Here is a 17,875-nt window from a genome sequence, read left to right on the forward strand (position 1 = left end):
GCCATGAGCCGTTCCGCACACCCCGCCGGGCCCCGCTACGCAGACGTCCTGCCCGAAGGGCACTACGCCGGGCCGCCCGCCGACCTCAACGCGCTCGACCCGCGCGTATGGGCCCGCACGGTCACCCGCGACGCCGACGGCGTGGCCACCGTCGGCGGCCTCAAGGTCACCGAACTCGCCGAGGAGTTCGGGACGCCCGCGTTCTTCCTCGACGAGGCGGACTTCCGGGCCCGCTGCCGGGCCTGGCGCGACGCCTTCGGCCCGGACGCCGACGTCTTCTACGCGGGCAAGGCCTTCCTCTCCCGCGCCGTCGTCCGCTGGCTGCACGAGGAGGGCCTCAACCTCGACGTCTGCTCCGAGGGCGAACTGGCCACGGCACTGTCCGCCGGAATGCCCGCCGAACGCATCGCGCTGCACGGCAACAACAAGTCCACCCACGAGATCACCCGCGCCGTCGAGGCGGGCGTCGGACGTATCGTCCTCGACTCCTTCCAGGAGATCGTCCGCGTCGCGCGCATCGCCGAACGGCTCGGCAGGCGCCAGCGCGTCCAGATCCGGGTGACCGTCGGAGTCGAGGCGCACACCCACGAGTTCATCGCGACCGCCCACGAGGACCAGAAGTTCGGCCTCGCCCTGGCCGGGGGGCAGGCCGCCGAGGCCGTGCGCCGCGCGCTCAAGCTCGACGGCCTGGAGCTCGTCGGCATCCACTCCCACATCGGCTCGCAGATCTTCGACACCTCCGGCTTCGAGGTCGCCGCGCACCGCGTCGTCCAGCTGCTCAAGGAGGTCCGCGACGAACACGGCGTCGAGCTGCCCGAGATCGACCTCGGCGGCGGCCTCGGCATCGCCTACACCTCCGACGACGACCCCCGCGAGCCGCACGAGATCGCCAAGGCGCTCGGCGACATCGTCACCCGCGAATGCGCGGCCGCCGGGCTCTCCGTGCCCCGGCTCTCCGTCGAGCCGGGCCGCGCCATCGCCGGACCGACGGCCTTCACGCTCTACGAGGTCGGCACCGTCAAGGAACTGCCCGGCCTGCGGACCTACGTGAGCGTCGACGGCGGCATGTCGGACAACATCCGTACCGCGCTCTACGACGCCGAGTACAGCGTCGCCCTCGTCTCCCGCACCTCCACCGCCGAACCGATGCTCTCGCGCGTCGTCGGCAAGCACTGCGAATCGGGCGACATCGTCGTGCGCGACGCCTTCCTCCCCGCCGACCTGGCCCCCGGCGACCTGCTGGCCGTGCCCGCGACCGGCGCCTACTGCCGCTCCATGGCCAGCAACTACAACCACGCGCTGCGCCCGCCGGTCGTCGCCGTGCGGGACGGCTCCGCGCGCGTGATCGTCCGGCGGGAGACGGAAGAGGACCTCCTCCGCCTCGACGTGGGGTGACACCCCGCCGTCCGGCGGCCGAAGGAAAAACGAAAGTAAAAATCTCGGATACTGGACGGGGGAGGGAAACTCCCGTCCGGTGAGTGAGACTGGTGCACTACCGAAGATGTTCGAGGCTGTGTCGATGAGAAGCAGGGGTCGGATGATGCGTACGCGTCCGCTGAAGGTGGCGCTGCTGGGCTGTGGTGTGGTCGGCTCAGAGGTGGCGCGCATCATGACGACGCACGCGGACGACCTCACGGCGCGCATCGGCGCGCCGGTCGAGCTCGCCGGCATCGCGGTGCGCCGTCCGGGCCGGGTCCGCGAGGGGGTGCCGCAGGAGCTCGTCACCACCGATGCCACCGCCCTGGTCAAACGCGGCGACATCGACGTGGTCATCGAGGTCATCGGCGGCATCGAGCCGGCCCGCACCCTGATCACCACCGCCTTCGAGCACGGCGCGAGCGTCGTCTCCGCCAACAAGGCGCTGCTCGCCGGGGACGGCGCGGCGCTGCACGCCGCGGCGGAGGCGCACGGCGCGGACCTCTACTACGAGGCCGCCGTGGCCGGTGCCATCCCGCTCGTCCGCCCGCTGCGCGAGTCCCTCGCGGGCGACAAGGTCAACCGGGTGCTGGGCATCGTCAACGGCACCACCAACTTCATCCTCGACAAGATGGACACCAGCGGCGCGGGCTACTCCGAGGCGCTGGACGAGGCCACCGCGCTCGGGTACGCGGAGGCCGACCCGACCGCCGACGTCGAGGGCTTCGACGCCGCCGCCAAGGCCGCGATCCTCGCCGGGATCGCCTTCCACACCCGGGTGCGCCTCGACGACGTCTATCGCGAGGGCATGACCGAGGTCACCGCCGCGGACTTCGCTTCCGCGAAGCAGATGGGCTGCACCATCAAGCTCCTCGCCATCTGCGAGCGCGCCGCCGACGGGCGGTCCGTCACCGCCCGCGTGCACCCGGCGATGATCCCGCTGAGCCACCCGCTGGCGTCCGTCCGCGAGGCGTACAACGCGGTGTTCGTGGAGGCGGAGGCAGCGGGTCAGCTGATGTTCTACGGGCCCGGGGCGGGCGGCTCGCCGACCGCCTCCGCGGTGCTCGGCGACCTCGTCGCCGTCTGCCGGAACAAGGTCGCCGAGACCACCGGACCCGGCGAGTCCGCCTACACCCGGCTGCCCGTGAGCCCGATGGGCGAGGTCGTCACGCGCTACCACATCAGCCTCGACGTGGCCGACAGGCCGGGCGTCCTGGCCCAGGTCGCGACGGTCTTCGCCGCGCACGGGGTGTCGATCGACACGGTCCGTCAGAAGGGCAAGGACGGCGAGGCGTCCCTCGTCGTCGTCACGCACCGCGCCCCCGACGCCGCCCTCTCGGCGACCGTCGGCGCGCTGCGCGAGCTGGACACGGTCCGCGGTGTCGCGAGCATCATGCGGGTCGAAGGCGAATAGGGAGCAAGAGAAGCAATGTCTGGCAGCAACGGACTCCGGTCCTCCGGCACCCACCAGTGGCGCGGCATCATCGAGGAGTACCGCGACAGGCTCCCCGTCTCCGCCGACACGCCGGTCGTCACCCTGCGCGAGGGCGGCACGCCGCTCGTCCCCGCGCAGGTGCTCTCCGAGCGCACCGGGTGTGATGTCCATCTCAAGGTCGAGGGCGCCAACCCGACCGGGTCCTTCAAGGACCGCGGCATGACGATGGCCATCACCCGCGCGAAGGAAGACGGCGCGAAGGCCGTCATCTGCGCCTCCACCGGCAACACTTCCGCCTCCGCGGCGGCCTACGCCGTACGGGCCGGGATGGTCTGCGCCGTCCTGGTGCCGCAGGGCAAGATCGCGCTCGGCAAGATGGGCCAGGCCCTCGTCCACGGCGCGCGCATCCTCCAGGTCGACGGCAACTTCGACGACTGTCTGACGCTGGCGCGCGGGCTGTCCGAGGAGTACCCCGTCGCGCTGGTCAACTCCGTGAACCCGGTGCGCATCGAGGGCCAGAAGACCGCCGCGTTCGAGATCGTGGACGCGCTCGGCGACGCCCCGGACATCCACGTCCTGCCGGTCGGCAACGCGGGCAACATCACCGCCTACTGGCGGGGCTACCGCGAGTACGCCGCCGACGGCGTCTCCTCCCGCACCCCCCGGATGTGGGGCTTCCAGGCGTCCGGTTCGGCGCCGATCGTGCGCGGCGAGCCGGTGCTGAACCCGCACACCATCGCCACCGCGATCCGGATCGGCAACCCCGCCTCATGGAAGTTCGCCGAGGAGGCGCGCGACGAATCGGGCGGCCTCATCGACGAGGTGACCGACCGCCAGATCCTGGCCGCGTACCGCCTGTTGGCGGCACAGGAGGGCGTCTTCGTCGAGCCGGCGTCCGCCGCGAGCGTGGCCGGCCTGCTGAAGGCCGCCGAGCTCGGGCTGGTCGACCGGGGCCAGCGGATCGTCTGCACGGTCACCGGCAACGGCCTCAAGGACCCCGACTGGGCGGTCGCGGGCGCCCCGCAGCCGGTCACCGTCCCGGTCGACGCGGCGGCCGCCGCGCGGCAGCTCGGGCTGGTCTGACCCCACGACCGTGGCCCGGCCCCCGGACCTCCTGACTTTCGCGTGCGAAAGGGGGGTTCGGGGGCCCTGTCCACGGGAATTGCTCACCTCGTCGACACCCCGGCGCGCCGCAGGCCAAACGTGCGCCCTATGTCGCCGCAGAACCTTCCTTCGATAGGCTGTGCTCACTCCGCCCCGTCGCAGACCCCCGCCGCCACCGTGCGGCGTATCGTCGCGGCCCTTGCGGACGTTGCACGCCCTGCCGAGGCCACACCAAGGAGAGTCATCGAGCGATGGCCGGTCCCGCGTTCCGCGCCGCCGCTGTCCGCGTGCGCACCCCCGCCACCAGCGCAAACCTGGGCCCCGGCTTCGATGCCCTGGGCCTGTCGCTGGGGCTCTACGACGACGTCGTGGTCCGGGTGGCCGAATCCGGGCTGCACATCGACATCGCGGGCGAGGGCGCCGAGACCCTGCCGCGCGACGAGCGCCACCTTCTCGTACGGGCCCTGCGCACCGCCTTCGACCTGCTCGGCGGCCAGCCGCGCGGCCTGGAGGTCGTGTGTGCCAACCGCATTCCGCACGGCCGGGGCCTGGGCTCCTCGTCCGCGGCCATCTGCGCGGGCATAGTCGCCGCCCGCGCCGTGACCATAGGCGGGGCCGAAAAGCTCGACGACGCGGCGCTGCTGGAGCTCGCCACGGAGATCGAGGGCCACCCGGACAATGTCGCGGCCTGCCTGCTCGGCGGATTCACCTTGGCGTGGATGGATTCGGGCGTGGCACGGGCCATTCGGATGAACCCTGCGGATTCCATCGTTCCGGTGGTCTTCGTGCCCGCGAAGCCCGTCCTGACCGAAACGGCGCGCGGGCTGTTGCCGCGCAGCGTCCCCCATGTGGACGCGGCGGCCAACGCCGGGCGCGCCGCGCTGCTCGTCGAGGCGATGACCAGGCGCCCCGAGCTGCTGCTGCCGGCCACCGAGGACCGGCTGCACCAGGAGTACCGCGCCCCGGCGATGCCGGAGAGCGTGGCCCTGGTCAACCGACTGCGCGCGGACGGTGTCCCCGCGGTCATCTCCGGCGCGGGCCCCACGGTGCTCGCGCTGGCCGAGAACGGTGCGGCCGACCAGGTCGCACGGCTGGCGGGCGAGGGGTGGGCGGCCAACCGGCTGGCCCTCGACGCCGGGGGGACGAGCGTGCTGCCGCTCGCCTGACCAGCGCGGCGCCCGGGGCGTGCCCCGGGCCCGCGAAAAATAGCGGTTGCCGGTCTTGGAGAGGGGGAATGTTTGTGGGATCCGGTAGTGTTAACCTCAAGTCTGCACTCGAAGCCACATCGGCTCGGTGTTCTGTGTCCCGATCAGGGACCGCTTTTCTTCCGGGAGCCTCCCAAACTGCCTGAGCAGCCTGCCTGAGCAGATTCGAGCACGCTCCGGAATCGGCGTGGGCGACATGAGTGAAGTTGATGCGTCATGTCTTCACCTCATTTCTTCACGCCGGAACCAATGAACTGATTCTTCCGCCGTACCGGCGGACCACCGCCCCGGCCCGGTCCGCACAGCCAGACCGCAGCCGGACAGCACAACCGGTCGCCGAGCCAGACAGGCCGACGCCCGCTCCAGGGAAGGACCCCTTCGTGAGCGACACCACCGATCTGATGGGCGTGACCGCCGACAGCTCTGTCGGCAATGCCTCCGCGCCCGCCACGGACGCTCCCGCCGCGCCTGCCACCGGTGCTGCCACCGCCCCCAAGCGGCGACGCTCGGGCACGGGCCTCGACGCCATGGTCCTGGCGGAGCTCCAGCAGCTCGCCTCCAGCCTCGGCATCAAGGGCACCGCGCGGATGCGTAAAGGCCAGCTGATCGAGGTCATCAAGGAGAGGCAGGCCGGCGCCGCCGCGCCCGCCAAGGCCACGGGCACCGCGCCCGCCAAGGCGGCCTCCGAGACCGAGACCAAGCCGAAGCGCCGTGCCACCTCCAAGGCCCGTACGGGCGAGGCGGCCCCCGAGGCGGCCGACAAGCCCGCCGAGAAGGCCGCCACCCAGCAGCAGATCGAGATCCCGGGCCAGCCGGGCAGCGACGAGCAGCCCGCGGGCGAGCGCCGTCGCCGCCGGGCGACCGCGGCCGCGGGCAGCCCCGAGCCGACGGCCGAGGCCAAGGTCGAGGCGCGCGTCGAGGAGCGTGCCGAGGCCGCGGCGGACACCGCCGAGGGCAGGGCCGCCAAGACCGGCGACCGCCAGGACCGCGGTCAGAAGGGCGACCGCCGTGAGCGCGGTCAGCGCGGCGACCGTGAGCGCGGCGAGCGCGGTGACCGTGAGCGCGGCGAGCGCGGTGACCGTGAGCGCGGCGACCGCCGGGGCAACCGCGGCGAGGACGCCCAGCAGGGCAACCGCCAGCAGCGGGACGGCCGTGGCGCGCCGCAGGGCGTGCAGGGCGGCCCGCAGGACGAGGACGACTTCGAGGGCGGCCGTCGCGGCCGTCGCGGCCGCTACCGCGACCGCCGTGGCCGCCGTGGCCGCGAGGAGGGCGGCTTCGGCAACGAGCCGCAGGTCTCCGAGGACGACGTCCTGATCCCCGTCGCGGGCATTCTGGACATCCTCGACAACTACGCGTTCATCCGTACGTCCGGCTACCTGCCGGGCCCGAACGACGTCTATGTCTCCCTCGCCCAGGTCCGCAAGAACGGCCTGCGCAAGGGCGACCACGTCACCGGCGCGGTCCGGCAGCCGAAGGACGGCGAGCGGCGCGAGAAGTTCAACGCCCTCGTGCGCCTCGACTCGGTGAACGGCATGGCGCCCGAAACCGGGCGCGGTCGGCCGGAGTTCAACAAGCTCACCCCGCTCTACCCGCAGGACCGGATGCGGTTGGAGACGGACCCGGGCGCGCTGACGACCCGGATCATCGACCTGGTCGCGCCGATCGGCAAGGGCCAGCGCGGTCTGATCGTGGCCCCGCCGAAGACCGGCAAGACCATGATCATGCAGGCGATCGCCAACGCGATCACCATCAACAACCCCGAGTGCCACCTGATGGTCGTCCTGGTCGACGAGCGTCCGGAAGAGGTCACCGACATGCAGCGGTCGGTCAAGGGCGAGGTCATCTCCTCGACCTTCGACCGTCCCGCCGAGGACCACACCACCGTCGCCGAGCTGGCCATCGAGCGCGCCAAGCGCCTCGTGGAGCTGGGTCACGACGTGGTGGTCCTGCTGGACTCGATCACCCGTCTGGGCCGCGCCTACAACCTGGCCGCCCCGGCCTCGGGCCGCATCCTGTCCGGTGGTGTCGACTCGACCGCGCTCTACCCGCCGAAGAAGTTCTTCGGTGCCGCGCGCAACATCGAGGACGGCGGCTCGCTGACCATCCTGGCCACCGCGCTGGTCGAGACCGGCTCGCGCATGGACGAGGTGATCTTCGAGGAGTTCAAGGGCACCGGCAACATGGAGCTCAAGCTCGACCGGAAGCTCTCGGACAAGCGCATCTTCCCGGCGGTGGACGTGGACGCCTCCAGCACCCGCAAGGAGGAGATCCTCCTCGGCAGCGAGGAGCTGGCGATCGTCTGGAAGCTCCGCCGGGTGCTGCACGCGCTCGACTCGCAGCAGGCCATCGAGCTGCTCCTCGACAAGATGAAGCAGACGAAGTCCAACGCCGAGTTCCTGATGCAGATCGCGAAGACCACGCCTTCCAACGGCAACGACTGATCGGCGTCCCGCCTCGCAGGACCTCCCGGAAGCCTCCCCGTCACCTCGGTGGCGGGGAGGCTTCCGCCGTTCCCGCTCCCGCCGGTTCCGGTCCGGCCCCACACTGTGATCTTCCTGTGACCTTTTGAGACATGTGCCACAGCCGTACGGCCCGCCGCTGGCCGGATCGGTGTCCCGTAATTGGCCGAAATCGCAGGTGGGGGAGGCGGAAAGGGCCCTCGGCCGGGCCCGTCACCAGGGGCTTTCTAAGACAGTCCTCAGAAACCGCTGTGCAACCCTGACGCAGACTTCCCCGTCAACCAGCAGGGGGCCGACAGACAGTGAAGGACTGAGGAGCGCATGGGCGACGACAGCAAGGGCACGCCGACGGGTTCGCGCCGCCGCCGCGCCGGCGGTGGGCGTGGCCGACGCCGCAAGCCCCAGCGCCGCAAGGGCTGGCGAATAGCCGCCTGGACGGCCGCCGGAGTGGTCCTCGTCGGCGGCGCCGGTGCCGGATTCCTCTACTTCAAGTTCAACGGCAACCTCACCAGCGTCGACATCAACGCGGCCCTGGGCAAGAACCGCCCGGCCAACATCGACAACGGCTCCCAGGACATCCTCGTCCTCGGCTCCGACTCCCGCGCCGGTGACAACGGCAAGTACGGCAAGGACGAGGGCAGCTCCCGCTCCGACACGGCGATGATCGTGCACATCTACGCGGGTCACAAGAAGGCCAGCGTGGTCAGCATCCCGCGCGACACGATGGTCCCCCGCCCCGCGTGCAAGAAGCCCGACGGCAAGACCAGCCCGGCCGTCCAGCGCGCGCAGTTCAACGAGGCGTACACGGTGGGCGGCGCGGCCTGCGCGGTCGCCACCGTCGAGCAGATGACCAACATCCGCATGGACCACTACATGGAGGTCGACTTCGCCGGCTTCCAGAAGCTGATCGACAAGCTCGGCGGGGTGCAGGTCACCACCACCAAGCCGATCCGCGACAAGTGGAGCCACCTCGACCTGGAGCCGGGCACCCACACCCTCAACGGCGAGCAGTCCCTCGGGCTCGTCCGCACCCGGCACGGCGTCGGCGACGGCAGCGACCTCGGGCGGATCAAGCTCCAGCAGGCGTTCATCAAGGCCCTGCTCGACCAGGTCAAGCACGTCGGCCTGTTCACCAGCCCCACCAAGCTCTACGGGATCGCCGACACCGCCACCAAGACGCTCACCACCGACAGCGAGCTGGGCTCCCTGGAGAAGCTCTCCTCCTTCGCCGACGGGCTCAAGGGCATCGGCTCCGGCGACATGCACATGGTGACGCTGCCGGTCGGCGACGACCCCGTCGACACCAACCGCGTCATCCCGATGCCCGAGCAGTCCAAGCAGCTCTGGGACGCCCTCCGGGACGACAAGCCCATCCCCGACTCCGCGGTCAAGGACGGCGCGGGTGCCAAGACCGGCGCCGACGACGTCGTGAAATAGCCACCGGAACGCCCCGCCGCACCCGCTGGAATAACCGGCCGCCACCTCTCGTTTTGGGGGATACGGCCAGTGCTGGCAGACTGGTACGTCGGCCCCGGTTCACGTAAGGCAATCCCGCCTCTACGACCCGGAGCCCTCCCGAACCTAGGAGATCCCTTGAAGCGCGAAATCCACCCGGATTACGTCGAGACCCAGGTCAGCTGCACCTGTGGCGCCTCGTTCACGACCCGTAGCACCGTCGCCGACGGCACCATCCGTGCCGACGTGTGCTCCGAGTGCCACCCGTTCTACACGGGCAAGCAGAAGATCCTCGACACCGGTGGCCGTGTGGCGCGGTTCGAGGCCCGCTACGGCGCGAAGAAGTAGCGACCCGCAGGCGCCGGTCCTCGGTCGTCCTCCGTGCGAGGGCGACCGGACCGGCGCTTTGTCGTCCAGCAGGCCCGTCACTTCCGCTGAAGGAATCTTGATGTTCGAGGCAGTCGAGGAACTGATCGGTGAGCACGCCGACCTCGAGAAGCGGCTCGCCGACCCCGCGGTGCACGCGGACCAGGCCAACGCCCGCAAGCTCAACAAGCGCTACGCCGAGCTGACCCCGATCGTCGGGACCTACCGCTCCTGGAAGCAGACCGGCGACGACATCCAGACCGCCCGCGAGTTCGCGGCGGACGACCCGGACTTCGCCGCCGAGGTCAAGGAGCTGGAGAAGCAGCGCGAGGGGCTCACCGAGAAGCTCCGCCTGCTGCTCGTGCCCCGTGACCCCAGCGACGACAAGGACGTCATCCTGGAGGTCAAGGCGGGCGCGGGCGGCGACGAGTCGGCGCTCTTCGCCGGCGACCTGCTCCGGATGTACCTCCGCTACGCCGAGCGCGTCGGCTGGAAGACCGAGATCATCGACGCCACGGAGTCCGAGCTGGGCGGCTACAAGGACGTCCAGGTCGCGGTGAAGACCAAGGGCGGCCAGGGCGCCACCGAGCCCGGCCAGGGCGTCTGGGCCCGGCTGAAGTACGAGGGCGGCGTGCACCGCGTGCAGCGCGTGCCCGCGACCGAGTCCCAGGGCCGTATCCACACCTCCGCGGCCGGCGTGCTCGTCACGCCCGAGGCCGAGGAGATCGACGTCGAGATCCACGCCAACGACCTGCGCATCGACGTCTACCGCTCGTCGGGCCCCGGCGGCCAGTCCGTCAACACCACCGACTCCGCGGTCCGCATCACCCACCTGCCGACCGGCATCGTCGCCTCCTGCCAGAACGAGAAGAGCCAGCTCCAGAACAAGGAGCAGGCCCTGCGTATCCTGCGGTCCCGGCTGCTCGCCGCCGCCCAGGAGGAGGCGGAGAAGAACGCCGCGGACGCCCGCCGCAGCCAGGTCCGCACCGTGGACCGGTCCGAGAAGATCCGGACCTACAACTTCCCGGAAAACCGCATCTCGGACCACCGGGTCGGTTTCAAGGCGTACAACTTGGACCAGGTGCTCGACGGCGACCTGGACGCGGTGATCCAGGCGTGCGTCGACGCCGACTCCGCCGCGAAGCTGGCCGACGCCGGCTGACCGACCCCAGTACGACAGCGAAGAACGCGCGAGAGGATCACTGTGAATCTGCTGCTCGCCGAGGTGGCACAGGCCACTCAGCGGCTGGCCGACGCCGGCGTACCTTCTCCGCGCTTCGACGCGGAGGAGCTCGCGGCCTTTGTGCACGGCGTCAAGCGGGGTGAGCTGCACAACGTGGCGGACGCCGACTTCGACGCCCGTTACTGGGAGGCGATCGCCCGGCGCGAGGCCCGGGAACCGCTCCAGCACATCACCGGCCGCGCCTTCTTCCGCTACCTGGAACTCCAGGTGGGCCCCGGCGTCTTCGTGCCCCGGCCCGAGACCGAGTCGGTCGTCGGCTGGGCCATAGACGCCGTGCGCGCCATGGACGTCGTCGAGCCCCTCATCGTCGACCTGTGCACCGGCTCCGGGGCCATCGCCCTCGCCCTCGCGCAGGAGGTGCCGCGCTCCCGCGTGCACGCCGTCGAGCTCGACGAGACCGCGCACGGCTGGGCCCGCAAGAACGTCGAGGGCTCCCGGGTCACCCTGCACCACGGGGACGCCCTCGCCGCTCTCCCCGAGCTCGACGGCCAGGTCGACCTGGTCATCTCCAACCCGCCGTACATCCCGCTCACCGAGTGGGAGTACGTCGCCCCCGAGGCCCGCGACCACGACCCGGAGCTCGCCCTGTTCTCCGGCGAGGACGGCCTCGACACCATCCGCGGCCTGGAGCGCACGGCCCACCGCCTGCTGCGCCCCGGCGGCGTCGTCGTCATCGAGCACGCCGACACCCAGGGCGGCCAGGTGCCGTGGATCTTCACCGAGGAGCGGGGCTGGGCGGACGCGGCCGACCACCCCGACCTCAACAACCGGCCGCGGTTCGCCACCGCCCGGAAGGCGATGCCGTGAGCACGGCATCCCGCATTTCTGTCCTGTTTGTTCCGCACGAGGAGGTCTCGTAGATGGCACGGCGATACGACTGCAACGACGCGACCGACCGCAAGACCGGTCTGCGCGAGGCCGTCGCCGCGGTCCGCCGCGGTGAGCTGGTCGTGCTGCCCACCGACACCGTCTACGGCATCGGCGCGGACGCCTTCAGCCGGGACGCCGTGGGCGACCTCCTGGAGGCCAAGGGCCGCGGCCGGGGCATGCCCTCGCCCGTCCTGGTCGGCTCCCCGAACACCCTGCACGGACTCGTCACCGACTTCTCCGAGCAGGCGTGGGAGCTCGTCGACGCCTTCTGGCCCGGCGCGCTCACCCTCGTCGCCAACCACCAGCCGTCGCTCACCTGGGACCTGGGGGAGACCCGCGGCACCGTCGCCGTCCGGATGCCGCTGCACCCGGTCGCCATCGAACTGCTCACCGAGTTCGGCCCGATGGCCGTCTCCAGCGCCAACCTCACCGGCCACCCGGCGCCGCAGGACTGCGACGCCGCCCAGGGGATGCTCGGCGACTCCGTCTCCGTCTACCTCGACGGCGGGCCGACCCCCGCCGACGTGCCGTCCTCCATCGTGGACGTCACCGGCAAGGTGCCGGTCCTGCTGCGCGCGGGCGCCATCAGCGCCGAGCAGCTCCGCGAGGTGGTACCCGACCTCGAGGTGGCGAATTGATCGCCCCGCAGGGGCGTGGCATAGCGGGACCGGGCACGGACAGTTCCACCGACACCTTCCGCATCCTCCACGTCAGCACCGGCAACGTCTGCCGCTCGCCCATCACCGAGCGGCTGACCCGCCATGCCCTCACCGACCGCCTCGGCGACCCCTTCGCGGGCGGCCTGGTGGTGGAGAGCGCGGGCACCTGGGGACACGAGGGCGCCCCGATGGAGGCGCACGCCGCCACCGTCCTGGCCGACCTCGGCGCCGACCCCCAGGGCTTCATCGGCCGTGAGCTCCTGGACGAGCACGTCATCCGCGCCGACCTGGTGCTCACCGCCACCCGCGACCACCGTGCCCAGGTCATCTCCATGGGCCACTCCGCGGGCCTGCGCACCTTCACCCTGAAGGAGTTCACCCGGCTGGTACGGGCCATAGACCCCGCGACCCTCCCGGACCCCGAGCGGGCCGGCGGGGTGGTCGACCGCGCCCGCGCCCTGGTGCAGGCCGCCGCCGCGCTGCGCGGCTGGCTGCTGGCCCCGAACGCGGAGGCCGACGAGGTCCACGACCCCTACGGCGCCCCCATCACCTTCTTCCGCTCCATCGGCGACGAGATCAACCAGGCCCTGGACCCGGTCGTCACGGCACTGACGGGCGTACCGCGCCCCTGAAAGGGGCGCGGGGCCGCGAGCAACGCACGCCGGGCCCCGTCAGGGGCGCGGGGAACTGCGCGATCAGCCATGACGCGACCCGCAGCCGCGCGCGGCGCGCAAGAGGCACTCCCGCAGGCGCCAAGGCAAACCGGACATCCGCGGCACGGCGGGCCTACATTGGTGGTGAACCTTCCGTATCGCCGGGAGCCCGCCATGTCCGTCATCTCACCGACCACCCGGGACGCGGCCACCGCGCCGGACTGGAGCCGCGGCCTGGAGACGCTGGCGCGGCAGGACCCGGAGCTCGCCGACCTGATCCTCGGCGAGGCCCGCCGCCAGGCGTCCGGCCTCCAGCTGATCGCCGCCGAGAACTTCGCCTCGCCCGCCGTGCTGGCGGCACTCGGCTCCCCGCTCGCCAACAAGTACGCCGAGGGCTACCCCGGCGCCCGCCACCACGGCGGCTGCGAGATCGTCGACCTCGCCGAGCGGACCGCGATCGACCGCGCCAAGGCCCTCTTCGGCGCCGAACACGCCAATGTCCAGCCGCACTCCGGCTCCGCCGCCGTCCTCGCCGCCTACGCGGCCCTGCTGCGGCCCGGCGACACCGTGCTCGCCATGGCCCTCCCGCAGGGCGGCCACCTCACCCACGGCTCCCCGGCCAACTTCTCCGGCCGCTGGTACGACTTCGTCGGCTACGGCGTCCGCCGCGACACCGGCCTGATCGACTACGACCAGGTGCGCGCCCTCGCCCGGAAGCACCGGCCGCGGGCGATCGTCTGCGGCTCGATCTCCTACCCCCGGCACCCCGACTACGCCGCGTTCCGGGACATCGCGGACGACGTGGGCGCCTTCCTCATCGTCGACGCCGCGCACCCGGCCGGGCTGATCGCCGGGGGAGCGGCACCGAGCCCCGTGCCGTACGCCGACGTGGTCTGCGCCACCACCCACAAGGTGCTGCGCGGCCCGCGCGGCGGGCTGCTGCTGTGCCGGGCACAGCTCGCGGACGGCGTCGACCGGGCGGTCTTCCCCTTCACACAGGGCGGCGCGCAGATGCACACCGTCGCGGCGAAGGCCGTCGCCTTCGGGGAGGCCGCGACCCCGGCCTTCACCGCGTACGCCCACCAGGTGGTGGCCAACGCCCGCACCCTTGCCGCCACGCTGGCCGCTGAAGGGGTCGCTGTGACCACGGGCGGCACTGACACGCACATCGTCACCGGCGACGTCTCCGCGCTCGCCCTGGACGCCGTCACGGCCCGCGGCAGGCTCGCGGCGGCGGGCATCGTCCTGGACGTCTGCGGACTGCCGCACGGCACGGCCCACGGCCTGCGGCTGGGCACCGCGGCGGTCACCACCCAGGGCATGCGCGAGCCGGAGATGGCGCGGATCGCGGTGCTGCTGGGTTCCGTGCTGCGCGCCCAGGGGCCGTACGGGGGGAATTCCGCGGCGCGCGCGGAGGTCGCCGGGCTCACCGGGGAGTTCCGTCCTTATCCGGAGCTCACCTGAGAGCTGCAACCATCGCGGGATGGCCGTACGTCTACCGCTGTATTCACGGATCGGGGGCGGACGCGAATATGGTGTGGGGCTGTGATGACCAGCGCGACCTCTGGGGCGGCCCGTGCGTGAATACCTCCTGACGTTGTGCGTCACCGCGGCGGTCACCTACCTGCTGACGGGACCCGTGCGGAAGTTCGCGATCGTGGCCGGTGCCATGCCGGAGATCCGCGAACGCGACGTGCACCGCGAGCCCACTCCGCGGCTCGGCGGCATCGCCATGTTCGGCGGGCTCTGCGCGGGGCTGCTGGTGGCGGCGCACCTGTCGAACCTCGGGAAGGTCTTCGACCTGGGGAGCGAGCCACGGGCCCTGCTCTCCGGGGCCGGGCTGATCTGGCTGCTCGGCGTGCTGGACGACAAGTGGGGCGTGGACGCCCTGGTGAAGCTCGGCGGGCAGATGATCGCCGCGGGTGTGATGGTGCTCCAGGGCCTGACGATCCTGTGGATCCCGGTGCCCGGCGTCGGGACGGTCGCCCTCACCTCGATGCAGGGCACCCTGCTGACGGTCGCCCTCGTCGTGATCACCATCAACGCGGTGAACTTCGTCGACGGCCTGGACGGGCTCGCGTCCGGCATGGTCTGCATCGCCGCCGCGGCGTTCTTCCTCTACGCGTACCGGCTGTGGTTCGGGCACAACATCGAGGCGGCCGCGCCCGCGACGCTGTTCGCCGCGGTCCTGATGGGCATGTGCCTGGGCTTCCTGCCGCACAACATGCACCCCGCGCGGATCTTCATGGGCGACTCCGGCTCGATGCTCATCGGGCTGGTGCTGGCCGCGGGCGCGATCTCCATCACCGGCCAGGTCGACCCGGACCTGCTCTACCAGCAGGTCGGCGGCGAGCGGCAGGCCGTGCAGGCGATGGTGCCGGTCTACATCCCGCTGCTGCTGCCGCTGACGGTCATCGCGGTGCCGGTCGCCGACCTGCTGCTGGCGATCGTGCGGCGCACCTGGAACGGCCAGTCGCCGTTCGCGGCGGACCGCGGCCACCTGCACCACCGGCTGCTGGAGCTCGGGCACTCGCACAGCCGCGCCGTATTGATCATGTACTTCTGGTCGGCGCTGATCGGCTTCGGCACGGTGGCCTATTCCGTCCATTCGGCGAGCGTGTGGATCGTGCTGCTGATCGTGGTGCTCAGCGCCGTGGGCCTGGTGCTCCTGCTGCTGCCGCGCTTCAAGCCGCGGGCGCCGCGCTGGGCGGAGGCCTTCGTCCCGCCGCGCTACCGGCGCAAGGGCGTGCCCGCCGCGGCCCCCGCCCCGGCGGCCGAGAGCCTCCCGGAGGAGCGCGAACACGAGCGCGAGCCGGTGACCGCGGGCCTGCACGGCGCGACCGCCATCGGCGACCGCTCGCGTTTCCACCACGCCAGGAGGATCAGCGACCAGCGCTGAGCCGCGCCTGGAAGCGGCGCGCTTAGCAGAGAAAACGCGACCGTGTCAGCGCAATGACCAGCGGCTTGACCCTTGCGTGTGATGTGCAGCACACGATGTAGGTAAAGACCTCATCAAATAGTTTGTGATACCGTTCACGAAACCCGGTGCTAGAGCCGAAGGACCGTAGTGCGACGGCCCTTCGTCGAGAGTCATGCCTCACTCCCGGGGATACGCTCGTCCACGACGAATCGTTTGCTTCCGACCCCTCGCCGGAGAAACCCTTCATGCAGTCCAACGACGCCCGAACACTCCTGCAGTGCGCCGTCCCGACCGCCGTCGCCGGCGTTGTCGCAGTCGTCGTCAGCGGTGTGCTGGCCGGTGGCAAGGGCGCGGTCGGCGCCGCCGTCGGCACGTTGGTCGCGGGTGGCGTGATGGCCCTGGGCCTCTACGTTCTCCAGCGCACGGCCCGGTCCTTCCCGCACCTGTTCCAGTCCATGGGACTGGTGCTCTACGTGGTCCAGTTCCTGATCTCCGCCGTCGTGCTGGCGGTCTTCCGGGACACCACGCTCTTCAACACCCGGGCCTTCGCCTTCGCGCTCCTCGCCGCGGTCCTCGTGTGGACCGGGGCTCAGACGCGTGCCTACCTGAAGGCCAAGATCCTGTATGTCGATCCGGAATCCGCCGAGGCGAAGAAGTCCGCGCCCGCCGGGTCTCCGACGTGACCGGTAGGGCCGCGATAAAGGTGCCGGCGCTCACCTGCTATCGTCCGGTGCCATCTGAGGCACAGTGGGCGCAGGCAGCTGAACACCCGAGTCATCCGGGACGGAATCGGCAGTCCATGCAGCTGATGCCGAATACCCAGACCGGCCCCGCGCCGATCACCTGCCCCCCCATCCGCAAGACCAGTCCAGTGCCGTTCCGCGGCTTTGCGCCGCGCCGACACAACGAGGTTGCCGTACCTATGCGCCACGCTGAAGGAGCTCGCGGTGAGTGCTAACGAGATGCTCGCCTTCGAGACCGATTGCCACATCTTCGATGGGTGCGGCTTCCCAGCCCCAGGGCTCCACTCGTTCTTGTTTGAACCGCTCTTCACTGTCGGCGGCTACGACTTCAACAAGCCGATGCTGCTGGCCGTGCTGACCACGGTCATTGTCGTCGGCTTCTTCTGGGCGGCGTTCGGCAAGGCCAAGGTGGTCCCCGGCAAGCTGCAGATGGTCGGTGAGGCGGGTTACGACTTCGTCCGCCGCGGCATCGTCTACGAGGCGCTCGGCAAGAAGGAGGGGGAGAAGTACGTCCCCCTCATGGTCTCGCTGTTCTTCTTCGTATGGATCATGAACCTGTGGTCGATCATTCCGGTCGCCCAGTTCCCCGTGACGTCGATCATCGCCTTCCCGGCGGCCCTCGCTCTGATCGTCTACGTCCTCTGGATGTACCTGACCTTCAAGAAGCACGGCTTCGTCGGTGGTCTGAAGAACATCACCGGCTACGACAAGTCCCTCGGCCCGGTGCTGCCGCTCGCCATGACCATCGAGTTCTTCTCGAACGTCCTGGTGCGGCCCTTCACCCACGCGGTGCGACTCTTCGCGAACATGTTCGCGGGTCACGTGCTGATCCTGATGTTCACCATCGCCAGCTGGTACCTGATGAACGGCATCGGCTTCGCCTACGCGGGCGTCTCCTTCGTGATGACCGTCGTGATGACCGCCTTCGAGCTCTTCATCCAGGCCGTCCAGGCGTACGTCTTCGTGCTGCTGGCCACCAACTACGTCCAGGGCGCGCTCGCCGAGCACCACTGAGCACCCCCGCTCCCCAGAACCGTAAATCGTCCGGTGGCCAACCCCCACCGGTCCGTGAAAGAGAAGGAAGAACGAGCATGTCTGCTGCTCTCCAGACCATCGCCGCTGGTGTCGAGATCAAGGGCAACCTGGGCTCGATCGGCTACGGCCTCGCCGCGATCGGCCCCGGCGTCGGCGTCGGCATCGTCTTCGGTAACGGCACCCAGGCGCTGGCCCGTCAGCCCGAGGCCGCCGGCCTGATCCGCGCCAACCAGATCCTCGGCTTCGCCTTCTGTGAGGCGCTCGCCCTGATCGGTCTGGTCATGCCGTTCGTCTACCCGTCTGCCTGATCGC

The 17,875-nt window shown here is 70.8% G+C and carries 16 protein-coding genes; all 16 read left to right on the top strand.

The features are described from left to right. Positions 1 to 3 precede the first annotated feature (3 nt). The 16 genes from lysA (at position 4) to atpE (ending at position 17,871) form a co-directional block, all read left to right on the top strand. Positions 4 to 1,395, top strand: coding sequence for a diaminopimelate decarboxylase (gene lysA / locus ACWD4A_RS20720; RefSeq protein WP_451195827.1), 1,392 nt, complete (start codon positions 4 to 6; stop codon positions 1,393 to 1,395). A gap of 142 nt (positions 1,396 to 1,537) precedes the next feature. Further along, on the top strand, positions 1,538 to 2,830 hold the full coding sequence (locus tag ACWD4A_RS20725; protein WP_451195828.1) for a homoserine dehydrogenase: 1,293 nt from the start codon (positions 1,538 to 1,540) through the stop codon (positions 2,828 to 2,830). Between the two features lie 15 nt (positions 2,831 to 2,845). Then, on the top strand, positions 2,846 to 3,934 hold the full coding sequence (gene thrC / locus ACWD4A_RS20730; protein ID WP_451195829.1) for a threonine synthase: 1,089 nt from the start codon (positions 2,846 to 2,848) through the stop codon (positions 3,932 to 3,934). A 272-nt stretch (positions 3,935 to 4,206) separates the two neighbouring features. Then, positions 4,207 to 5,121, top strand: a complete 915-nt coding sequence (thrB, locus tag ACWD4A_RS20735) for a homoserine kinase (RefSeq protein ID WP_451195830.1) — start codon at positions 4,207 to 4,209, stop codon at positions 5,119 to 5,121. Between the two features lie 419 nt (positions 5,122 to 5,540). Further along, on the top strand, positions 5,541 to 7,601 hold the full coding sequence (gene rho / locus ACWD4A_RS20740; RefSeq protein WP_451195831.1) for a transcription termination factor Rho: 2,061 nt from the start codon (positions 5,541 to 5,543) through the stop codon (positions 7,599 to 7,601). A 339-nt stretch (positions 7,602 to 7,940) separates the two neighbouring features. Further along, on the top strand, positions 7,941 to 9,056 hold the full coding sequence (locus ACWD4A_RS20745) for an LCP family protein (protein WP_451195833.1): 1,116 nt from the start codon (positions 7,941 to 7,943) through the stop codon (positions 9,054 to 9,056). 156 nt (positions 9,057 to 9,212) lie between these two features. Further along, positions 9,213 to 9,422: a 50S ribosomal protein L31 gene (gene rpmE, locus ACWD4A_RS20750; protein WP_361527219.1), complete on the top strand. Its 210-nt coding sequence runs from the start codon at positions 9,213 to 9,215 to the stop codon at positions 9,420 to 9,422. Positions 9,423 to 9,522: 100 nt separating this feature from the next. Next, positions 9,523 to 10,602 (top strand): peptide chain release factor 1, encoded by a 1,080-nt coding sequence (gene prfA, locus ACWD4A_RS20755; RefSeq protein WP_451195834.1) that lies wholly within the window; start codon positions 9,523 to 9,525, stop codon positions 10,600 to 10,602. A 42-nt stretch (positions 10,603 to 10,644) separates the two neighbouring features. Then, the gene (gene prmC / locus ACWD4A_RS20760; protein ID WP_451195836.1) at positions 10,645 to 11,490 is read left to right on the top strand and encodes a peptide chain release factor N(5)-glutamine methyltransferase; all 846 of its coding nucleotides are present in this window, start codon (positions 10,645 to 10,647) and stop codon (positions 11,488 to 11,490) included. Between the two features lie 53 nt (positions 11,491 to 11,543). Continuing rightward, positions 11,544 to 12,191, top strand: coding sequence for an L-threonylcarbamoyladenylate synthase (locus ACWD4A_RS20765; protein ID WP_451195837.1), 648 nt, complete (start codon positions 11,544 to 11,546; stop codon positions 12,189 to 12,191). Then, complete coding sequence (locus tag ACWD4A_RS20770) at positions 12,188 to 12,844, top strand: arsenate reductase/protein-tyrosine-phosphatase family protein (RefSeq protein WP_451195839.1); 657 nt, start codon at positions 12,188 to 12,190, stop codon at positions 12,842 to 12,844. Before ACWD4A_RS20765 ends, ACWD4A_RS20770 begins: the two co-directional genes overlap by 4 nt. Before the next feature lie 195 nt (positions 12,845 to 13,039). Further along, on the top strand, positions 13,040 to 14,329 hold the full coding sequence (locus tag ACWD4A_RS20775) for a serine hydroxymethyltransferase (RefSeq protein WP_451195841.1): 1,290 nt from the start codon (positions 13,040 to 13,042) through the stop codon (positions 14,327 to 14,329). 112 nt (positions 14,330 to 14,441) lie between these two features. Next, positions 14,442 to 15,764: an MraY family glycosyltransferase gene (locus tag ACWD4A_RS20780; RefSeq protein WP_451195843.1), complete on the top strand. Its 1,323-nt coding sequence runs from the start codon at positions 14,442 to 14,444 to the stop codon at positions 15,762 to 15,764. A gap of 266 nt (positions 15,765 to 16,030) precedes the next feature. Beyond that, positions 16,031 to 16,468, top strand: coding sequence for a hypothetical protein (locus ACWD4A_RS20785; RefSeq protein ID WP_451195845.1), 438 nt, complete (start codon positions 16,031 to 16,033; stop codon positions 16,466 to 16,468). A 279-nt stretch (positions 16,469 to 16,747) separates the two neighbouring features. Then, positions 16,748 to 17,542, top strand: coding sequence for a F0F1 ATP synthase subunit A (gene atpB / locus ACWD4A_RS20790; protein ID WP_451195891.1), 795 nt, complete (start codon positions 16,748 to 16,750; stop codon positions 17,540 to 17,542). Positions 17,543 to 17,619: 77 nt separating this feature from the next. Continuing rightward, the gene (gene atpE / locus ACWD4A_RS20795) at positions 17,620 to 17,871 is read left to right on the top strand and encodes an ATP synthase F0 subunit C (RefSeq protein WP_087926250.1); all 252 of its coding nucleotides are present in this window, start codon (positions 17,620 to 17,622) and stop codon (positions 17,869 to 17,871) included. Positions 17,872 to 17,875 lie beyond the last annotated feature (4 nt).

Source organism: Streptomyces sp. NPDC002537 (assembly GCF_053594975.1).

Bases quoted from the DNA above. Each gene is read 5' to 3' on its own strand.
- lysA (WP_451195827.1), top strand. From the start codon at position 4: ATGAGCCGTTCCGCACACCCCGCCGGGCCCCGCTACGCAGACGTCCTG.
- ACWD4A_RS20725 (WP_451195828.1), top strand. From the start codon at position 1,538: ATGATGCGTACGCGTCCGCTGAAGGTGGCGCTGCTGGGCTGTGGTGTG.
- thrC (WP_451195829.1), top strand. From the start codon at position 2,846: ATGTCTGGCAGCAACGGACTCCGGTCCTCCGGCACCCACCAGTGGCGC.
- thrB (WP_451195830.1), top strand. From the start codon at position 4,207: ATGGCCGGTCCCGCGTTCCGCGCCGCCGCTGTCCGCGTGCGCACCCCC.
- ACWD4A_RS20745 (WP_451195833.1), top strand. From the start codon at position 7,941: ATGGGCGACGACAGCAAGGGCACGCCGACGGGTTCGCGCCGCCGCCGC.
- prfA (WP_451195834.1), top strand. From the start codon at position 9,523: ATGTTCGAGGCAGTCGAGGAACTGATCGGTGAGCACGCCGACCTCGAG.
- ACWD4A_RS20765 (WP_451195837.1), top strand. From the start codon at position 11,544: ATGGCACGGCGATACGACTGCAACGACGCGACCGACCGCAAGACCGGT.
- ACWD4A_RS20775 (WP_451195841.1), top strand. From the start codon at position 13,040: ATGTCCGTCATCTCACCGACCACCCGGGACGCGGCCACCGCGCCGGAC.
- ACWD4A_RS20785 (WP_451195845.1), top strand. From the start codon at position 16,031: ATGCAGTCCAACGACGCCCGAACACTCCTGCAGTGCGCCGTCCCGACC.
- atpB (WP_451195891.1), top strand. From the start codon at position 16,748: ATGCTCGCCTTCGAGACCGATTGCCACATCTTCGATGGGTGCGGCTTC.
- atpE (WP_087926250.1), top strand. From the start codon at position 17,620: ATGTCTGCTGCTCTCCAGACCATCGCCGCTGGTGTCGAGATCAAGGGC.